The following is an 18,306-nucleotide window of genomic DNA, read 5'->3' on the forward strand; positions in this document are numbered from 1 at the left end:
CCTGCAGAGGCCTCAAAACATGTGCAACCCACCGTTCACCGCGTAATCGGCACCGGTCACGTAGGCCGCATCATCCGACGCCAGCCACGCGCACAGGCTTGCGACTTCCTCCGGCTTGCCCAGACGACGGATCGGCACCGAGCCGGCCAGCCGGTCTAGGACGTCCGGCGGGAAGCTGCTGATCGACTGGCTGGCGATGTAGCCCGGCGAAATCGTATTGACCGTCACCCCGCGCGTGGCCACCTCATTGGCCAGCGCCCGGCTGAAGCCGTGCATCGCCGCCTTGGCGGTGGCGAAATTGACCTGGCCGATCTGGCCCTTGTGCGCGCTGACCGAGCCGATGTTCACGATCCGGCCCCAGCCGCGCGCGGCCATGCCGTCGATGACCTGCTTGGTGATGTTGAACAGCGCGTGCAGGTTCGAGCCCATCACCGCGTTCCAGTCGTCCGGGCTCATCTGCCGGAACAGCACGTCGCGGCTGCCGCCGGCATTGTTGACCAGCACGTCGATCTCGCCGACCTCGGCCTTGACCTTGGCGAAGGCGGCCACCGTGGACGACCAGTCCGCGGCGTTGCCCTCCGAGGCGATGAAGTCGAAGCCCAGCTCGCGCTGTTCGCGCAGCCAGCCGGCCTTGCGCGGGGAGTTCGGGGCGCAACCGGCGACCACGGTGTGGCCGTTGCGGGCCAGCTTCTGGCAGATGGCGGTGCCAACACTGCCCATCCCGCTGGTGACGTAGGCGATGCGAAGAGTCATTGCAGAACGCTCCTTGGTAGGCGGATCAGGACGCAAGCGGGTACAGGCCGAACAGCAGGCCGCCGAGCATCAACAGCATCGAAATGGCGATGGCCCACTTCAGCGTGAACTTCTGGTGGTCGGCGAACTCGACCTTGGCCAGGCCCACCAGCAGGTAGGTGGACGGCACCAGCGGGCTGAGCAGGTGCACCGGCTGCCCGGCCAGCGAGGCGCGGGCCATCTCCACCGGGGTGATGCCGTAGTTGCCGGCCGCCTCGGACAGGATCGGCAGCACGCCGAAGTAGAAGGCGTCGTTGGACATGAAGAAGGTGAACGGCATCGAGGCGATCGCGGTGATCACCGCCAGGTACGGGCCCCAACTGTCGGGGATGATCGCCAGGAAGCTGTGCGACATCGCCTCCACCATCCCGGTGTTGTTGAGGATGCCGGTGAAGATGCCGGCGGCGAAGATCAACGCCACCACCGACAGCACGTTGCCGGCGTGGTTGACCACGCGGCGGCGCTGCTCGGCCAGGTTGGGGTAGTTGATCACCAGCGCCATCGCGAAGCCCACCATGAACAGCACCGGCATCGGCAGCACGCCCATGATCAGTGCGGTCATCAGCGCCAGCGTCAGCACCAGGTTCACCCACAGCAGCCTGGGCCGCTTGATGTCCTCGGCGTCTTCCACGGTGGGCAGCGCATTGCCGTCGTCGGACACGCTGTTGTCCATCCAGCTGCCGCCCTCGGGCAGGCTCACCACGCCCAACCGACGGCGCTCCTTCATGCCCAGGTACCACGCCAGCAGCAGCACGCCGGCGCAGGCGATCACCATCGAGGGGATCAGCGGCACGAACACGTCGGCCGGGTCCACGTGCAGTGCGGTGGCCGCGCGCGCGGTCGGCCCGCCCCACGGGGTGAGGTTCATCACGCCGCCGGCGAGGATGGTCACGCAGGTCATGTTCAACGCGCTCATGCCCAGCCGCTGGTACAGCGGCAGCATCGCCGACACCGTGATCATGTAGGTGGTCGAGCCATCGCCGTCGAGGGAGATCAGCATCGCCAGGATCGCGGTGCCCAGCACGATCTTCATCGGGTCGCCCTTGACGAAGCGCAGGATGATCCGCACCAGCGGATCGAACAGACCCGCATCGATCATCACCCCGAAGTACAGGATGGCGAACATCAGCATCACGCCGGTGGGCGCGATCTTCTTGATGCCCTCCAGCATCATCTCGTCGATGTCGGCGCCGAAGCCGCCGAACAGCGCGAAGATGATCGGAATGGTGATGAGGGCGACCAGCGGCGACAGCCGCTTGCTCATGATCAAGTACATGAATGTAATGACCATGCCAAAGCCGAGGATGCTCAGCATCATCTGCAGACTCCAGGAGGGGTAGTGCGGAAGGGAAGGCTCAGAAATCGAACTGCAGGCGGCCGGTCACCGCACGGGTGCGGTCCAGGTTGGCCGCGGCCAGGCGGTCGCGGTTGCGGCTCTCGATCAGGTTGAGCATGAAGCGCAGGTTCTCGCGCATGTACCAGTTGCCACCCAGCGTCCAGGCCTGGGTCTGCGCATCGCGCAGGTCCGGCTGGCCGATCAGGTGCTGGTCGCCGCGCATCTGGTCGTAGCGCAGTGCCACTTCGACGGCGCCGGCCTTGTGCTGGAAATCCTTGACCCGGCCGAAGCGGCCGGTCTTGCGGTCGTAGACGCGCGACTCGCCGGTGACGAACCAGCTCACCAGCCCGTAGCCGGCCAGCACCTTGCCGCGCTGGCTGCCGTCGTCGAAGGTGGCGCCGCTGAACTCGCCCTGCCAGGACAGCGGCCCGCGCACCTGCGCGTACTCCAGCGACCACTTGTTGACGTCGGTGTCGCGCCCGGCCGAGAAATCGACCAGGGTCAGGCGGCTGTTGTCGGACAGGTGGCCGGCGGGGCGCGGCCGGATCTTCAGCCCCGGCACGCCATTGGCGCCTGGAGTGTCGTAGCGCTCATGCGCCAGCGACAGGCCCAGGTGCAGCACGTCGCCGGCGGTGGCGCCCGGTGCCCAGGTGGCACGGCCGCCGGCGGCGCGGCCCTTGACCTGCCAGGCATCGATGCTTTCCAGGCTGTAGGCGCTGGCGGCCCAGGTCATGTCGCCGCGGGCGGCCTGCCAGGAGGCGCCGAGGCGGTACAGCGGCGCAAGCGTGGTGCCGGCATTGCCGCGCTCCAGGAAGGTGCCGTAGTTGGAACTGGTGCGGTCGTCCAGCGAGAAGAACTGCTTGAACTGGCCCACGGTGAGCTTGCCGGCATCGCCGAAGCTGCGGCTGACGAACACGTCCTTGGCCTCGACCCGGTCGCCGGAGAAGTCCGCTTCCAGCTTGTAGTCGACCACGAAGAACCTGCCCGACACGTCCACCCAGGCACGGCGGATCTCGGTGTCGTCCTTGTTCGGCGTGCCACGGCCGTCGTTGTCGAAATCGGCGAAGTCCAGGTGCAGGCGGCCGCCGAGCGTGGCGGTGACCGGACGGTCGTCCTCGCTGGCGTCAGCGGCCCAGAGCGGCGCGGCCAGCATCAGCAGGGTGCAGGCGGCCGGCGTGCGCCAGCGGGTTGCGTTCAGTTCCACGGACCCTCCCAGGTACTCGTTCGTGCAGTGGTGTCGTCAATGGCAGCGCAGGGGACTGCGGTGCGATGGCGCAGCCTAGTGCCGGGAAGCTGTCATCCACCTGTCGGGGGTTTGTGCACTGCAGCGAAGCCCACGAGGGCGGCCGCTCGCGCTAGCATTCGTGCACCTTCGACGATCCCTGCCCGATGCGCCTGCTGTTGGTGGAAGACAATCCGGACCTGGCCGATGCCATCGTCCGCCGCATGCGCCGCAGTGGCCACGCGGTGGACTGGCAGCGCGACGGGCTGGCCGCGGCCAGCGTGCTGCGCTACCAGAGCTTCGACCTGGTGGTGCTGGACATCGGCCTGCCCAAGCTCGATGGCCTGCGCGTGCTGGCCGGCATGCGCGAGCGCGGCGACAGCACCCCGGTGTTGATGCTGACCGCGCGTGACGGCATCGAAGACCGCGTGCAGGCGCTGGACGTGGGCGCCGATGACTACCTGGGCAAGCCGTTCGATTTCCGCGAGTTCGAAGCACGCTGCCGGGTGCTGCTGCGGCGCACCCGCGGCCAGGCCAGCGAAGTGGTGCAGATCGGCACGTTCCAGTTCGACAACGCCTCGCACCGGGTGAGCCTGGAGGGCCAGCCGATCGAGCTGCCCAACCGCGAGTACCGGCTGCTGGAAATCCTGATGGGCCGGCTCGGGCAGGTGGTCGGCAAGGACGAGATCGGCAATGGCTTGTTCGGCTTCGATGACGAGGCCGGCCCCAATGCGATCGAACTGTACGTGGGGCGGCTGCGCCGCAAGCTGGCCGGGGCGCCGCTGCGGATCGTCACCGTGCGCGGCAGCGGCTACCTGCTGGAGGCCATCGAAGACCCCGCCGGCGCTGCGGCCGATGGCGACTGACCCGCGCACCTCCGGCTCGATCCGGCACACCCTGTGGCTGTACCTGGGCGCGTTCCTGGCCCTGTTCGCCGTCGCCCTGCTGTTCGGCGCACGCGATTACGGCCAGCGCGCGGCCAACCGTTCCTACGATCACCTGCTGGTGTCCTCGGCGCTGTCGATCATCGACTCGGTGGCCCTGGTGGAGGCGCAATGGCAGGTGGACCTGCCGTATGCCGCGCTGGACCTGCTGGCGATGGCCCCGGAGGATCGCGTGTTTTACCGCGTCTCCGACGCACGCGACGCCACCGTCACCGGCTACGCCGACCTCCCGGCGCCGCCGCATCCGCCCAGCGACCGCCCGCAGCTGTTCGACGCCTCCTACAGCGGCGAGCAGGTGCGCTTCGTGGTGGTGTCGCGGCGCGTGTCCTCGCCCTCGGCACAAGGCGAGGTGCGCGTGCAGGTCGGGCAGACCCGGCGTGCGCGCGAAGCACTGGCGCAGGACATGGTGACCCGCGCACTGCTGGCCATCGCCGTGCTGTCGCTGCTCTCGCTGGCCCTGGTGGGGCTCGGCGTGCATCGCGCCCTGCGCCCGCTGGTGCGCATGGAACGCGACCTGGCGCGGCGCGAGCCGTCCGACCTGAAGCCGCTCGATGCCAGCGTGCCACGCGAGATGGACAAGATGGTCGGCGCGTTGAACCACTTCATGGGCCGGTTGCAGAGCAGCAACGAGACCCTGCGCGCGTTCATGGCCGAGGCCGCGCATCAGATGCGCACGCCGCTGGCGGCGCTGCGCGCACAGGCGCAGCTGGCGCTGGACGAGGAAGACCCCGAGGACATGCGCCGCAGCCTGCATGCCATCGAGCGCAATGCCACCCACATGAGCCGCCTGCTCAACCAGCTGCTCAGCGATGCCAGCGTGATCCACCGCGCCAACCTGCAGCATTTCGGCCCGGTCGACCTGGCCGAGACGGTGCACCAGGCGCTGCACGAAGCGCTGCCGCAGGCATTGCCCGCCCCGCGCGTGCAGCTGGCGGTGAGCGCGCAGGCGGCCTGGGTGCGCGGTGACGCGCTGCTGCTGCGCGAGGCGATCAAGAACCTGATCGACAACGCCATCAAGTACGGTGACGACGGTACGCTGCAGGTGGCGCTCACCGAAGAAGCGCAGCACTGCGTGCTGACCATCGCCGACCACGGCCCGGGCATTGCCGCGGCCGACGCCGAGCGGGTATTCGAGCGCTTCGCGCGCGGCGAGGGCGCGGCGGCCGGTGGCGCCGGGCTGGGCCTGGCGATCGTCAAGCGGGTGGTGGATGGCCATGGCGGCCAGATCGACCTGAGCAACCGGGTGGGCGGTGGCCTGGTGGCCACCATCCGCCTGCCGAGGATGCATCCATGAAAACACGAGGGTGGTGGCTGCTGCTGGTGCTGGCGGCCGGCAACGCGTTGGCAGCGCCGGGCGACGTGCAGCGTTTCCCGGCCAAGGGCGCGCCGGTGGCGCAACTGCGCATCCACGGCTCGACCGACATCGAGGTGTTCGCCACGGTGATCGCCGATTACCAGCGCCTGCATCCCGGTACCGAGATCCTGTACGAGGACGTGATCACCCAGGACATCTACGCCCGCTACCTGCGTGACCGCGGCGGCGCGCAGGCGCCGGACATGCTCATCAGCAGCGGCATGGACCTGCAGACCAAACTGGTCAACGACGGCCACGCGCTGCCGCACCGCTCGGCGCAGACCGATGCGCTGCCGGCATGGGCGCAGTGGCGGCACGAGGCCTTCGGCATCAGTTACGAGCCGGTGGCGATGGTCTACAACACCCGCACGCTGCCAGCGGCGCGGGTGCCGCGCACGCGCCGCCAGCTGCTCGAGCTGCTGCGCGCGCCGGATGCACCGCTGCAGGGCAGGGTGGGCACCTACGACGTGGAGCGCAGCAGCGTCGGCTACCTGCTGGCCACCCAGGACGGCCAGCGCGGCAGCATGGCCGGCGCGCTGCTCGGCGCACTCGGCGACAACGGCGTGCACCTGGAGGAGCGCACCGGCGTGCTGCTGGACCAGGTCAGCAGTGGCAAGCTGTCGCTGGTCTACAACGTGCTGGGCTCCTACGCGCAGGCGCGCATCGAGGCGGGTGCGCCGCTGGGCATCGTCGAGCCGGAGGACTACACCCTGGTGGTGCTGCGCACCGCGGTGATCCCGCGCAGCAGCCGGCACCCGGAGGAGGCGCGGCGCTTCCTGGACTACCTGCTCTCGCCGCGTGGCCAGCAGGTGCTGTCCCGCGAGGCCCGATTGATGCCGATCCTGCCGGCGCAGGGCCAGCAGCGCGGCCGCTCGCCCGAGCGCAGTTACCGCCCGATCCAGCTGGGGCCGGGCCTGCTGGTGTACCTGGACGCGCTCAAGCGCCGGCAATTCCTGGACGCCTGGAATGGCAGCATGCGCCAGCAAGGCCGGTAGCCGCGGCGGCTGGCCGTCAACCTCATTACAATTGGCCGCATGAGTGAACTGACCGTCCTGATCGCCGACGACCATCCGCTGCTGCGCGCGGCCGTGGTGCATTCGCTGCGCCAGTCGCTGCCGCAGGCGCAGGTGCTGGAGGTGGCCAGCGCGTCCACGCTGGAGGCGGCGCTGGACCAGCATCCGGAGATCGAGCTGGTACTGCTGGATTTGACCATGCCCGGTGCACGCGGCTTCTCCTCACTGCTGCACGTCCGCGGCGGGCATCCGGACATCCCGGTGGTGATCGTGTCGTCCAACGACCATCCGCGCGTCATCCGCCGGGCCCAGCAGTTCGGCGCGGCCGGGTTCATCCCCAAGTCGGCGCCGGCCGAGACCATCGGCCAGGCGGTCGCGGCGGTGCTGGACGGCGGGGTGTGGTTTCCGGCGATGGCCCCGGAGCGCTCGGAGTCCGATGCGCTGCTCGCCGCACGCCTGGCCCAGCTCACCCCGCAGCAGTTCCGCGTGCTGCTGTGCCTGGCCGACGGCCTGCTCAACAAGCAGATCGCCTACGAGCTGGGCCTGGCCGAGAACACGGTCAAGGTGCACGTCACCGCGATCCTGAAAAAACTGGAATGCCACAGCCGCACCCAGGCCGCGGTGCTGGTGAAGGCGCTCGAACCGGAAGGCGATGCCGGCGCGGGGCTGGACGGCTGAGCCCGCGGGCAGCGGACGCATCGCCACCTGCGGAGAGTCTCAGCCGAGCATGGCTCGGCTCTACCAGAGCGCGGTACCCAAGCAATCGCGTATGCCGTTACCCGGCATCCGGCACCCGGCACCCGGCATCCGGCATCCGGCATCCGGCATCCGGCATCCGGTAGAGCCGAGCCACGCTCGGCTGCTCCCCAATTCACCCGGTAGAGCCGAGCCACGCTCGGCGGCTCCCCAATCCACGCGGTAGAGCCGAGCCACGCTCGGCTGCTCCCCAATGCACCCGGTAGAGCCGAGCCACGCTCGGCTGCTCCCCAATCCACGCGGTAGAGCCGAGCCACGCTCGGCTGCCCCCCAATGCACCCGGTAGAGCCGAGCCATGCTCGGCTGCCCCCCAATCCACCCGGTAGAGCCGAGCCATGCTCGGCTGCCCCCCAATGCACGCGGTAGAGCCGAGCCACGCTCGGCTGCCCCTCAATCCACGCGGTAGAGCCGAGCCACGCTCGGCTGCCCCCCAATCCACGCGGTAGAGCCGAGCCACGATCGGCCTACACCCAATGCACCCGGTAGAGCCGAGCCATGCTCGGCTGCTCCTGAATCACCGATCACCCCCGATGCCGCACCAACACCTGCGTCATCAACGCCCGCAGCGCGGGCGGCCGCACCGGCTTGGACAGGAAGCCCCATCCGTTCGCAACCGCCTGCGCCTTCAACGCGTCATCGCGCTCGGCCGTCACCAGGATCACCGGTGGCCGTGCCTGCCAGAGGCCACAAAGCTGCTCGTACAGCTCCGGCCCATGCCACTGGCCCATGCGTACATCCAGCAACAGCAACTGCGGCACGTTGAGTGCCGAGGCGATTTCCAGCGCCGCCTGCGGCCCGTCGGCCAGTTCCACCGCACAGCCCCAGCGCTCCAGCAGGGCGCGGGTGGCGGCGCATACGCGCGGGTCGTCGTCGATGCTCCAGACCCGGCAATGCCGCAGCGGGCTGTCATCGCCTGCGTCAGTCGCCACGGCCGGAACCGGCGCCGGCGCCGGAATGGCCGCCGCATCGCCCAGCGGCACGCTGACCGCGAACACGCTCCCGCGTCCCAGCGTGGAGTGCAGGGTGATGCGATGCCCAAGCAGGCGCCCGATCCGCTCTACGATCGCCAACCCCAGCCCGGCGCCGCGTTCCTGCTCGACGCCATCATCCAGCCGCCGGAATTCCTCGAAAATCTCGCGCTGCAGGCTTTCCGGAATGCCCGGCCCCTGGTCATGCACCTCGATGCGCAGCTGGTCGCCCTGCCGCCGGCACCCGATCAGCACGCGCCCGCGCGGGGTATAGCGCAGCGCATTGGACAGGAAGTTCTGCAGGATGCGGCGCAGCAGCGCCTCGTCGCTGACCACCACCGCACGCGTATCCACCCAGCGCAGCTGCAGCCCGCGACTGTCGGCGGCGATGCCGAACTCGCGGGCCAGCGTCTCCAGCAACGGCGACAGCGCGAATGCGCGCACGTGGGTCTGCAACGCCCCCGATTCCAGCCGCGAGATATCCAGCAGGCTGGTCAGGATGGCATCCTGCGCGGCCAGCGCCGCGTCCACGTGTTCGCTCAGCTCGCGCGCGTCGCCGTGCAGCTTGCCGCGCAGCACCGAGACGAACATGCGCGCGGCGTTGAGCGGCTGCAGCAGGTCGTGCACGGCCGAGGCGACGAAGCGTGACTTGTAGCGGTTGGCGCGCTCTGCCTCACGGCGCGCCTCGTCCAGGTCGCGGGTGCGCTCGGCCACGCGGTGCTCCAGCGCATCGGCCAGCGAGCGCAGTTCGCGCGCGGTGTTCTTGTAGGCGGTGATGTCGGCATAGCTGGTGACAAAGCCGCCGTCGGGCAGCGGGTTGCCACGGATCTCCAGCACGGTGCCGTCGTCCTTCTCGCTCTCGCGCATGTGCGGGCGGCCGCTGCGCAGGTGGTTGAGGCGGCGCTCGATGGCCTCGTCGATGGGCCCGGGGCCGAGCAGGCCGCGCCGCGCGTTGTACTGGAAGATCTCCTCGATCGGCCGGCCCACCCGGATCAGTCCGGCCGGGAACTTGAACAACTCCAGGTAGCGCGCATTCCACGCCACCAGTTTCTGTTCGTTGTCGATCACCACCACGCCCTGCGGCAGGTGCGCCAGGCTGCGGCTGAGCCCGCTGTCGGCCTGCTGGGCGGCCTGCAGCACGCCGTCCTGCGCAGTGCGCAGCTCCTCGGCATGCTGGGCCAGTACGCTTTCCAGTTCGCGCCGGCTGCGCTGCCGGTGCGCATCCAGCCGCCGCCGCTGCTGCACGAACAGCACCAGGAAGCCCAGCGCCAGCCACGCCGCGCCGCCGCCGATGGCCGCGCTGCGCCCGGCGCTGGTGGCCGCGCCGGCATCATGCAGCAGGTGCAGGTTCCAGTGTTCCTCGGGCAGGGCCAGGCTCTGCCACAGCATCGGCCCGGGCAGGACCGGCTCGAGCAGGCGCACCATGCGCCCGCCGTTGTCCAGTACATCTTCGGTGCGCACCCGCAACGGTTGCAGCGAGCGGTCTGCGTATTGCCGGGCCTCGAGCATCTCGCGGCGCTCGCCATTGCCCAGCGGGCGCAGCAGGCGGTAGCGCCAGGCGTCGCGGTTGGCCAGGAACACCACGTCGTGCTCGTCACTGGCCAGCACCACGTCCGGGCTGGGCAGCCACTCCTGCTCCAGCGCGGACAGTTCGATCTTGATCACCACCACGCCCAGCCGCGTGCCGTTGTCCTCGATCGCCTGGGACATGAAGTAGCCGGGCACGCCGGTGGTCATGCCGATCCCGTAGAAGCGCCCACGGCCGGTCGCCAGTGCCTGGCGATAGTAGGGGCGGTAGCTGTAGTCCTCGCCGACATTGCTGCTGGGCTGGTCCCAGTTGCTGGCCGCCACGGCCACCCCGTCGTGCCCCACCAGGGTCAGCGTGGAAGCGCGGGTGACCTGGTTGGCGCGCTGCAGTTTGAGGTTGAGGCGCTGGCGTGCGGCCGGATCGGGTGCCTGCAGCAGGGCAAGGCGCAGGTCCGGGTCCAGTGCCAATACCTGCGGCAGGGTGCCGAAGCGGTCAATTCGCTGCTGCAGGCCCTGGCCGTACAACTCCAGCTGCCGTTGCACCTGCTCGCTCTCGGCGGCCAGTGCACGCCGCCATGCGTAGTGGCCGGCGGCGGCCGCGCACAGCAGCGTGCCCCCGATCATCAGCAGCAGGGTCAACAGCAGGGTGCGATGGCGGCCGAGCCAATACATGGCGGCAGTCTACGGGCGTGCGGCGGGCGTGATGTGCACGCCCGCCGCAGGCAACCGGATCAGAAGTGCATCTGTGCGCGCAGTTCGACGATGTCCGGCTTGGTATGCACGCCACGACGGCTGGCATCGGCCTTCACGTAGTTGGCCTGGAATTTGAAGTGACTGGTGAGGTACCAGTTGGCGCCCACGGTCCAGTCGTGCTGGCGGCCGCCGAGCACATCGGCATCGTCCAGGTCCAGGCGGCTGTAACGGGCCACCAGTTCCACCGCGCCGTAATCGTGGGCCGGCTTGATGTTGGCCACCGCGCCGGCGTTGTACGGGCGCGACTCGCCGGTGAGCACCCAGCTGGCCATCGCGTACTGGCCATTGCCGGTGTAGTCCGGCTTGCCCTCGCGGGTAACGGTGGTCTGCAGCACTTCGCCCTGCAGCGAGAACGGGCCACGGATCCAGATGCCTTCCAGGCCGGTGCGTCGGATCTGGTCGGCGGTGGCCAGGGCGCCGGAGTCGACCAGGCGGATGTCGGTCAGGCCCGCTTCCGGGCGCGCACGCAGGCGCGCGCTGGCCTCATGGTGCACGTCGCGGCCATCGCGGTAGCCGCGCGGGTTTTCCTGCGAGTAGGCCAGGCCCAGGTGGAGCACGTCGCCAGCGGCCTTGACCGGGGTCCATACCGCGCGCACCGCCTGGGTCGTGCCGGGATTGTCGCCCTGCAGGTCCTTGCCGCCGTAGGCACCGGCCTGCAGCAGGTATTGCGGGCGCTCCAGCACCCATTCGGCACCGGTGCGGCGGCCTTCGTAGAACGCCTGCACGGGCAGGGCGGTCTCCAGGAAGCTGCCGGCGCGCGAGGAGGTGCCCGCGTCCAGGCCGACCGGGGTCTTCATGTAGCCGAAGCGGAAGCGGCCCACGTCGCGGCCGAAGAACGCCTTGCTCTCAAAACGCACGAACACGTCCAGCCAGGTGTCGGCCTGGAAGTCGTAATACACCATGGCGTCATAGACGCCCTTCTTCTTCAGGGTGGCGCCGAATTCCTTGCGGCGCACGGCGTCGGCATCCTCGATGCCGCTGTCGCCGGAGAAATCATTGAGGTCGTAGGCGATGTTGGCGGTGGCGGCCAGCTCGGTTCCATCGCTGAAGGCGACCTTGGTCGGCCAGTTGTCGAAATCGGCGGCCGAGGCCAGGGCGGGGGTAGCGGCCAGGCACAGGGCCAGCAGGGTCGGGGTCGGGCGCATGGAGGAGCGGCTCTCTGGATTCTTGAAGCGGACAGGACAACAACGGCCGCAGCGCCGGAAACTGTTGCCCTTCCGGGCTGCGCGCGGTCACCAGCCGCCGTGGGGGAGGGCGGGATGGGGGCAGTGTAGGCACTCCTCGCTGTCTGAACCGGGGGGCTAGTACCAATAGGTTATCTGCGTGGCGGTGACTCGCGCGTACAAATGCGTCCATCACCCGCCGCCGTGGCGGGATCCACCTGGAACTGGCCTGCCGCTGCCGAGCGGGCCGGACGCAACAACACCGCTTCTCCGGAGTCCGCCATGCACGTACCCACCGCCGCCCCGCTGCCGGCCAAGCCGCTGCCCTTCTACCGCCAGCTGTATTTCCAGGTGGTGGTGGCGATCGTCCTTGGCGCCGTCCTCGGCCACTTCGAGCCGGCCTTCGCCGAATCGCTCAAGCCGCTCGGCGATGCCTTCATCAAGCTGGTGAAGATGATCATCGCCCCGGTGATCTTCCTCACCATCGTCACCGGCATCGCCGGCATGACCCACCTGCGCACCGTGGGCCGGGTGTTCGCCAAGTCGATGGCCTACTTCCTGTTCTTCTCCACCCTGGCCCTGATCGTGGGCATGGTGGTGGCGCACGTGGTCCAGCCCGGCGCGGGCATGAACATCAACCCGGCCGACCTGGACCAGACCGCGGTCCACAGCTACGTGGAAAAATCCCACGAGCTGACCCTGACCGGCTTTGCGATGGACATCATCCCGGCCACCCTGGTCAGTGCCTTCGTCGATGGCAACATCCTGCAGGTGCTGTTCGTGGCGGTGCTGTTCGGCATCGCGCTGGCCCTGACCGGCGAGAAGGGCCGCCCGGTGCAGACCTTCCTGGAGGCGCTGACCGCGCCAGTGTTCCGGCTGGTGCACATCCTGATGAAGGCCGCCCCGATCGGCGCCTTCGGGGCCATCGCCTTCACCATCGGCAAGTACGGGGTGGGGTCGCTGATCAACCTGGCCTGGCTGGTGGGCTCGTTCTACCTCACCGCGTTCCTGTTCGTGGCCGTGATCCTGGGCGTGGTCTGCCGCCTGTGCGGGTTCTCGGTGTTCAAGCTGGCCCGCTACCTCAAGGCCGAGCTGCTGCTGGTGCTGGGCACCTCCTCGTCCGAGTCGGCACTGCCTTCGCTGATGGAGAAGATGGAGCGCGCCGGGTGCGCCAAATCGGTGGTGGGCCTGGTGGTCCCGACCGGCTATTCGTTCAACCTGGACGGCACCAATATCTACATGACCCTGGCCGCGCTGTTCATCGCCCAGGCCACCAATACCGAACTGACCTTGGGCCACCAGATCGCGCTGCTGGCGGTGGCCATGCTCAGCTCCAAGGGCGCCGCCGGCGTCACCGGCGCCGGCTTCATCACCCTGGCCGCCACCCTGGCCGTGGTTCCGGAAGTACCGGTGGCCGGCATGGCGCTGATCCTCGGCGTGGACCGCTTCATGAGCGAATGCCGCTCGCTGACCAACTTCATCGGCAATGCGGTGGCCACGGTGGTGGTGTCGCGCTGGGAAGGCGCGCTGGACCGCGACCGCCTGGCCCTGGCCCTGGACGGCCGCGAGGCCGAGTTGCCGGCGCTGGCCACCGACGACCTGCCGTCGCCGTTGACTGCCCCGGCCCGCTGAGCCGCTGCCCGCGCGTGTGTGTGCAGGGCCCGCCCGCTCCCCCTGGAGGGCGGGCCCTGCGTTTTTCACCCTGCTTGACCGGTGATGTGCTTTGTCATCGGGGTCGGTCACGCTGGCCGCATACGCTGCCGAACGGCCTGGGATATGTGCGGTTGCAGCATGGCCGCGACAGCGTAGCGACAGGTCCATCCACGCCAACGGGGGTATGATCCCCTGTTCCTCTCGCCCATTCATCTGCAGAAAGCGATGTCCAACGAAGATTTCAAACAGGCTGCCCTCGATTACCACCGCATGTCGCCGCCGGGCAAGATCCGCGTCGCAGCGACCAAGCCGATGCTGACCCAGCGCGATCTGTCGTTGGCCTATTCGCCGGGCGTGGCACACGCCTGCGAAGCGATCATGGCCGACCCGCAGCAGGCCAGCGAGCTGACCGCGCGCGGCAACCTGGTCGCGGTGATCTCCAATGGCACCGCCGTGCTCGGCCTGGGCAACATCGGCCCGCTGGCCGGCAAGCCGGTGATGGAAGGCAAGGGCGTGCTGTTCCAGAAGTTCGCCGGCATCGATGTGTTCGACATCGAGATCGACGAGAACGACCCGGACAAGCTGGTCGACATCATCGCCTCGCTGGAGCCCACCTTCGGCGGCATCAACCTGGAAGACATCAAGGCCCCGGAATGCTTCATCGTCGAGCGCAAGCTGCGCGAGCGGATGAACATCCCGGTGTTCCATGACGACCAGCACGGCACCGCGATCATCGTGGGCGCCGCGGTGCTCAACGCCATGGTCGTCACCGGCAAGCGCATCGAAGACGTCAAGCTGGCCACCACCGGCATGGGCGCGGCGGGCATTTCCTGCGTCAACATGCTGGTCTCGCTGGGCCTGAAGAAAGAGAACATCCTGGCCTTCGACCGCGACGGCGTGATCCACACCGGTCGCACCGATCTGGACCCGGAAAAGGCGCGTTACGCGCGCGACACCGAGAAGCGCACGCTGGCCGAGATCGTCGACGGCGCGGACATTTTCCTCGGCCTGTCGGCCCCCGGGATCCTGACGGCGGACATGGTCAAGACCATGGCCAAGGACCCGGTGATCTTTGCCCTGGCCAACCCCACCCCGGAAATCATGCCGGAAGTGGCGCGTTCGGTGCGCCCGGATGCACTGATCGGCACCGGCCGTTCGGATTATCCGAACCAGATCAACAACGTGCTCTGCTTCCCGTACCTGTTCCGCGGTGCGCTGGACGTGGGCGCGACGGCGATCAACGAAGAAATGAAGATCGCCTGCGTGCACGCGATCGCCGCGATGGCGCGCCGCGAGGCCAGCGACCTGGGCTCGGCCTATGGCGATGAAACCCCGAGTTTCGGCCGTGACTACCTGATTCCGCGTCCGTTCGACCGCCGCCTGCTGGTGGAGCTGTCGGCCGCCGTGGCACAGGCCGCGATGGATTCGGGCGTGGCCACGCGCCCGGTGGCCGACATGGGCGCCTACCGCGAGAAGCTGGCCCAGTTCGTCTACCGCACCAGCCTGATGATGAAGCCGGTCTACGATCGCGCGCGCTCGGACAAGCAGCGCGTGGTGTATGCCGAAGGCGAAGAAGAAGTGGTGCTGCGCGCGGTGCAGAACGTGGTCGATGAAGGCCTGGCGCAGCCGATCCTGATCGGCCGCCCGGACGTGATCGAGTCGCGTATCGAACGCCTGGGCCTGCGCATGAAGCCCGGGGTCGATTTCGATATCACCAACATCAATGACGACCCGCGCTTCAACGAGTACTGGCAGTACTACCACAACCTCACCGGGCGTCGCGGCGTGACCGTGGCGGCGGCCAAGAACCTGATGCGTTCACGGCCGACGTTGATCGCCGCGGTGATGGTGGCGCGCGGCGAAGCCGATGCGATGCTGACCGGCGTGGTGGGCCGCTTCCACAAGAAGCTGGGCTACGTGCGCAGCGTGCTGCCGCTGGAATCCAAGGTGACCTCCACCTCGGCCATGACCGGCGTGATCAACCAGCAGGGCGTGTTCTTCTTCGTGGATACCCACGTGCAGGAAGACCCGACCGCCGAGCAGATCTGCGAAGCGACCCTGCAGGCGGCCTACCGCATGAAGCTGTTCGGGATCGAGCCGAAGGTGGCGCTGCTGTCGCACTCCAACTTCGGCAGCCACGATTCCAGGGATGCGCTGAAGATGCGTACCGTGCGTTCGCTGCTGCTCAAGCGCAATCCGCGCCTGAACGTGGACGGCGAAATGCAGGGCGACACCGCGTGGGACGAGGCGTTGCGCCACAAGTTGCTGCCCGACAGCACGTTGAAGGGCCGTGCCAACCTGTTCGTGCTGCCCAACCTGGAAGCGGCCAACATCGCCTACAACCTGGTGCGCGTGTTCACCGATGGCGTGGCGATCGGCCCGATCCTGATGGGCGTGGCCAAGCCGGTGCACATCCTGACCACCAGCGCGACCTCGCGCCGCGTGCTCAACATGACCGCCATCGCGGCGGTGGATGCGCAGATCCGCAAGCAGCTGGAGGCTGAAAAGAACGGCGCGTAACGCGCCGGTCTTTTGACCGCCAGCTACCAGAACGCGCCCTTCGGGGCGCGTTTTGGTTTCACGTAGATCCACGCCATGCGTGGATGCATTTCGCTCGGGATCACGCACGTCGCGACGCGGCTTCGGTGTGGTCTCAACGCCGGCCAGAACCCGGCACGCATCGATGCCGCCAGCCCGGACACATTCGCCGCGCTGCGCGCGGCATCCACGCATGGCGTGGATCTACGGGAATTGTTGCGTCGCCGATCGTTGTGCCGATGGTTATGTCGCCGCCAAACCGCGCCCCGGGTTTCGCGATATGTGGATGGAAACGCGTTCGCGGTGCCACGTAGATCCACGCCATGCGTGGATGCATTTCGCGGTGACAACAGGCACGCCGCGATGCGGCTTCGGTATGGTTTCCACGCCGGCCAGAACCCGGCACGCGTCAATGCCGCCAGCCCGGACACATGCGCCGCGCTGCGTGCGGCATCCACGCATGGCGTGGATCTACGGGATTGTTACGTCGCTGATCGTTGTGCCGATGGTTATGTCGCCGCCAAACCGCGCCCCGGGTTTCGCGATATGTGGATGGAAACGCGTTCGCGGTGCCACGTAGATCCACGCCATGCGTGGATGCATTTCGCGGTGGAAACAGGCATGCCGCGATGCGGCTTCGGTATGGTTTCAACGCCGGCCAGAACCCGATATGCGTCAATGCCGCCAGCCCGGACACATGCGCCGCGCTGCGCGCGGTATCCACGCATGGCGTGGATCTACGGGGATTGTTACGTCGCCGGTCGTTGTGCCGATGGTTATGTCGCCGCCAAACCGCGCCCAGGTTTTGCGATACGCCGATGGAAATGCGTTCGCGGTGCCACGTAGATCCACGCCATGCGTGGATGCATTTCGCGATGACAATAGGCACGCCGCGATGCGGCTCCGGTATGGTTTCAACGCCGGCCAGAATCCGATATGCGTCAATGCCGCCAGTCCGGATACATGCGCCGCGCTGCGCGCGGTATCCACGCATGGCGTGGATCTACGGGGATTGTTACGTCGCCGATCGATGTTTCGATGGTTATGTCGCCGCCAAACCACGCCCTGGGTTTCGCGATACGCCGATCGAAATGCCGATGGGGGTGTCGCGGATCGATACCCGGATTGTCACGTCGCCGATCAAAATGCCGATGGTCGGATCGCCGCTCAATGCGCCGATGGTGATGTCACCGATCGACATGCCAACGGTCACATCACCGGTCAACATGCCGTCGGCGGCCTGGCCGATCAATACGCCGGTAGCCCACCGGTCACCGCCGTGCAATCTCGGCAAGGCCCAATACCCCCACGCGGCCCGGCCGCGGCGGAGGGCCACCGGCTCCCGCCGCCCTGGGCCCGACCAGACCCCCCCAATGGCCAGCCCGGAGCGATCCCATGCGCAGTCGATCGACCAAACGCTATTTCCAACAGTTGTTCGCGCTGTACGCCGGCCTGGTCGGCGCGCGCTGACCGAGCGTCCGCGATCCCGGTCGTGCCGGCCATACCGGCCGTGGTCGGCTCCGCCATACCCTTGATCGCCGCGCGCCCGCCCATTCCTGGTGGGCGCCCGCCGCGTCAACGTGACTGCACGTACGCCGCCCACAGCGCCGGCAACGCCAGCCCGGTGCGCTGGTCCCACAGTGCCGGCGTATACCGACCCTCGCGCAACGCCGCGTCCAGCGCCTTCACCAGCCCCGGGTTGCGCGCCTCGCTCCACTTCAGGAACGCCCCGGTCACCCGGTAGCCGGTATCGAAATGCTGCCCCGGCTTCACTACCGTCGGCAGTGCCCAGCCCGCCGCGGCATTTTCCCGCCCATAGCGGTCGCGCGCGTAGTCGGCGATGCCTTCCACCAGCCAGCCGGGCACGCGCTCGTTGGCGTATTCGGGGTAGCCCTGCACGATGTGCATCGCTTCGTGGGTGACCAGGTCCACGTCGTCGGGATGTTTGGCCAACCAGCCCGGGTTGATGGTGATCGTGGCGGCCCCGTCGCCTTCGCCGACAAAGGCGACGCCGTCGTACGCCGGGTCGATCACGATGTGCGCCTGCGCCGGTGCGCCCGGATGGAAATCGGCACGTTCACGCAGATACGCCGTGAAGAACGTCTCGATGATCCGCGCGCGCATCGTCGCATCCAGCGCATCAGCCGGGTCGCGGTAGGTCAACGTCACCCCCTCGCGTTGCTGGTTGCCCTCGAACGCCGTTGCATCGAACGCCAGCAACGCCAGCATCAGCACCGTGGTAGTGCCGGCCGCTGGCCGGCTCCCCATGACCGCATCCGCTACCCGC

The 18,306-nt window shown here is 68.2% G+C and carries 13 protein-coding genes; 6 read left to right on the forward strand and 7 right to left on the reverse strand.

Translation table 11 applies throughout. From position 1 onward, the window contains the following. Window positions 1-12 precede the first annotated feature (12 nt). From phbB to AC06FD_RS18760, 3 genes are read right to left on the reverse strand one after another with little or no spacing between them, the layout of a single operon-like run. Window positions 13-753 (reverse strand): acetoacetyl-CoA reductase, encoded by a 741-nt coding sequence (gene phbB, locus AC06FD_RS18750; protein WP_128097684.1) that lies wholly within the window; start codon window positions 751-753, stop codon window positions 13-15. Window positions 754-778: 25 nt separating this feature from the next. Then, complete coding sequence (locus AC06FD_RS18755) at window positions 779-2,107, reverse strand: CitMHS family transporter (RefSeq protein ID WP_394164181.1); 1,329 nt, start codon at window positions 2,105-2,107, stop codon at window positions 779-781. 40 nt (window positions 2,108-2,147) lie between these two features. Continuing rightward, window positions 2,148-3,281, reverse strand: coding sequence for an OprO/OprP family phosphate-selective porin (locus AC06FD_RS18760; RefSeq protein ID WP_478078632.1), 1,134 nt, complete (start codon window positions 3,279-3,281; stop codon window positions 2,148-2,150). A gap of 236 nt (window positions 3,282-3,517) precedes the next feature. On the opposite strand from AC06FD_RS18760, the gene AC06FD_RS18765 reads away from it, so the two are divergent. Genes AC06FD_RS18765 through AC06FD_RS18780 form a run of 4 tightly spaced genes read left to right on the forward strand, consistent with a single transcriptional unit; the run spans window position 3,518 to window position 7,339 of the window. Next, window positions 3,518-4,216, forward strand: coding sequence for a response regulator (locus AC06FD_RS18765; protein WP_394164094.1), 699 nt, complete (start codon window positions 3,518-3,520; stop codon window positions 4,214-4,216). Further along, window positions 4,206-5,588, forward strand: a complete 1,383-nt coding sequence (locus AC06FD_RS18770) for a sensor histidine kinase N-terminal domain-containing protein (RefSeq protein WP_478078621.1) — start codon at window positions 4,206-4,208, stop codon at window positions 5,586-5,588. The genes AC06FD_RS18765 and AC06FD_RS18770 overlap by 11 nt, the downstream gene beginning before the upstream one ends. Then, complete coding sequence (locus tag AC06FD_RS18775; protein WP_259207619.1) at window positions 5,585-6,643, forward strand: ABC transporter substrate-binding protein; 1,059 nt, start codon at window positions 5,585-5,587, stop codon at window positions 6,641-6,643. The genes AC06FD_RS18770 and AC06FD_RS18775 overlap by 4 nt, the downstream gene beginning before the upstream one ends. 39 nt (window positions 6,644-6,682) lie before the next feature. Continuing rightward, the gene (locus AC06FD_RS18780; protein ID WP_259207618.1) at window positions 6,683-7,339 is read left to right on the forward strand and encodes a LuxR C-terminal-related transcriptional regulator; all 657 of its coding nucleotides are present in this window, start codon (window positions 6,683-6,685) and stop codon (window positions 7,337-7,339) included. A gap of 599 nt (window positions 7,340-7,938) precedes the next feature. Here the strand turns inward: AC06FD_RS18780 and AC06FD_RS18785 are convergent. Beyond that, window positions 7,939-10,584: a hybrid sensor histidine kinase/response regulator gene (locus AC06FD_RS18785; RefSeq protein ID WP_478078622.1), complete on the reverse strand. Its 2,646-nt coding sequence runs from the start codon at window positions 10,582-10,584 to the stop codon at window positions 7,939-7,941. A gap of 59 nt (window positions 10,585-10,643) precedes the next feature. After that, on the reverse strand, window positions 10,644-11,810 hold the full coding sequence (locus AC06FD_RS18790) for an OprO/OprP family phosphate-selective porin (RefSeq protein WP_259207615.1): 1,167 nt from the start codon (window positions 11,808-11,810) through the stop codon (window positions 10,644-10,646). 300 nt (window positions 11,811-12,110) lie between these two features. On the opposite strand from AC06FD_RS18790, the gene AC06FD_RS18795 reads away from it, so the two are divergent. After that, entirely contained in the window at window positions 12,111-13,460 is a 1,350-nt protein-coding gene (locus tag AC06FD_RS18795; RefSeq protein WP_394164087.1) for a dicarboxylate/amino acid:cation symporter, read from the forward strand. A gap of 246 nt (window positions 13,461-13,706) precedes the next feature. Continuing rightward, window positions 13,707-16,001: an NADP-dependent malic enzyme gene (locus tag AC06FD_RS18800; RefSeq protein ID WP_478078623.1), complete on the forward strand. Its 2,295-nt coding sequence runs from the start codon at window positions 13,707-13,709 to the stop codon at window positions 15,999-16,001. A 1,060-nt stretch (window positions 16,002-17,061) separates the two neighbouring features. Here AC06FD_RS18800 and AC06FD_RS18805 read toward each other — a convergent pair. Further along, window positions 17,062-17,355 carry a hypothetical protein gene (locus tag AC06FD_RS18805; protein ID WP_478078624.1) on the reverse strand — a complete coding sequence of 98 codons (294 nt, stop codon included), beginning with the start codon at window positions 17,353-17,355 and terminating at the stop codon, window positions 17,062-17,064. Window positions 17,356-17,594: 239 nt separating this feature from the next. Further along, a complete protein-coding gene (locus AC06FD_RS18810) occupies window positions 17,595-18,287 on the reverse strand; it encodes a basic secretory protein-like protein (protein ID WP_478078625.1) in 693 nt (230 codons plus the stop codon). Window positions 18,288-18,306 lie beyond the last annotated feature (19 nt).

This window comes from Stenotrophomonas sp. Steno-Z1 (genome assembly GCF_056393175.1).

What these genes read in the sequence shown, in the direction of transcription:
- AC06FD_RS18780 (WP_259207618.1), top strand. Translation starts at nt 6,683, where the DNA reads ATGAGTGAACTGACCGTCCTGATCGCCGACGACCATCCGCTGCTGCGC.
- AC06FD_RS18755 (WP_394164181.1), bottom strand. Translation starts at nt 2,107, where the DNA reads ATGCTGAGCATCCTCGGCTTTGGCATGGTCATTACATTCATGTACTTG.
- AC06FD_RS18765 (WP_394164094.1), top strand. Translation starts at nt 3,518, where the DNA reads ATGCGCCTGCTGTTGGTGGAAGACAATCCGGACCTGGCCGATGCCATC.
- AC06FD_RS18775 (WP_259207619.1), top strand. Translation starts at nt 5,585, where the DNA reads ATGAAAACACGAGGGTGGTGGCTGCTGCTGGTGCTGGCGGCCGGCAAC.
- AC06FD_RS18795 (WP_394164087.1), top strand. Translation starts at nt 12,111, where the DNA reads ATGCACGTACCCACCGCCGCCCCGCTGCCGGCCAAGCCGCTGCCCTTC.
- AC06FD_RS18810 (WP_478078625.1), bottom strand. Translation starts at nt 18,287, where the DNA reads ATGGGGAGCCGGCCAGCGGCCGGCACTACCACGGTGCTGATGCTGGCG.
- AC06FD_RS18785 (WP_478078622.1), bottom strand. Translation starts at nt 10,584, where the DNA reads ATGTATTGGCTCGGCCGCCATCGCACCCTGCTGTTGACCCTGCTGCTG.
- AC06FD_RS18770 (WP_478078621.1), top strand. Translation starts at nt 4,206, where the DNA reads ATGGCGACTGACCCGCGCACCTCCGGCTCGATCCGGCACACCCTGTGG.
- AC06FD_RS18790 (WP_259207615.1), bottom strand. Translation starts at nt 11,810, where the DNA reads ATGCGCCCGACCCCGACCCTGCTGGCCCTGTGCCTGGCCGCTACCCCC.
- AC06FD_RS18760 (WP_478078632.1), bottom strand. Translation starts at nt 3,281, where the DNA reads ATGCTGGCCGCGCCGCTCTGGGCCGCTGACGCCAGCGAGGACGACCGT.
- AC06FD_RS18800 (WP_478078623.1), top strand. Translation starts at nt 13,707, where the DNA reads ATGTCCAACGAAGATTTCAAACAGGCTGCCCTCGATTACCACCGCATG.
- phbB (WP_128097684.1), bottom strand. Translation starts at nt 753, where the DNA reads ATGACTCTTCGCATCGCCTACGTCACCAGCGGGATGGGCAGTGTTGGC.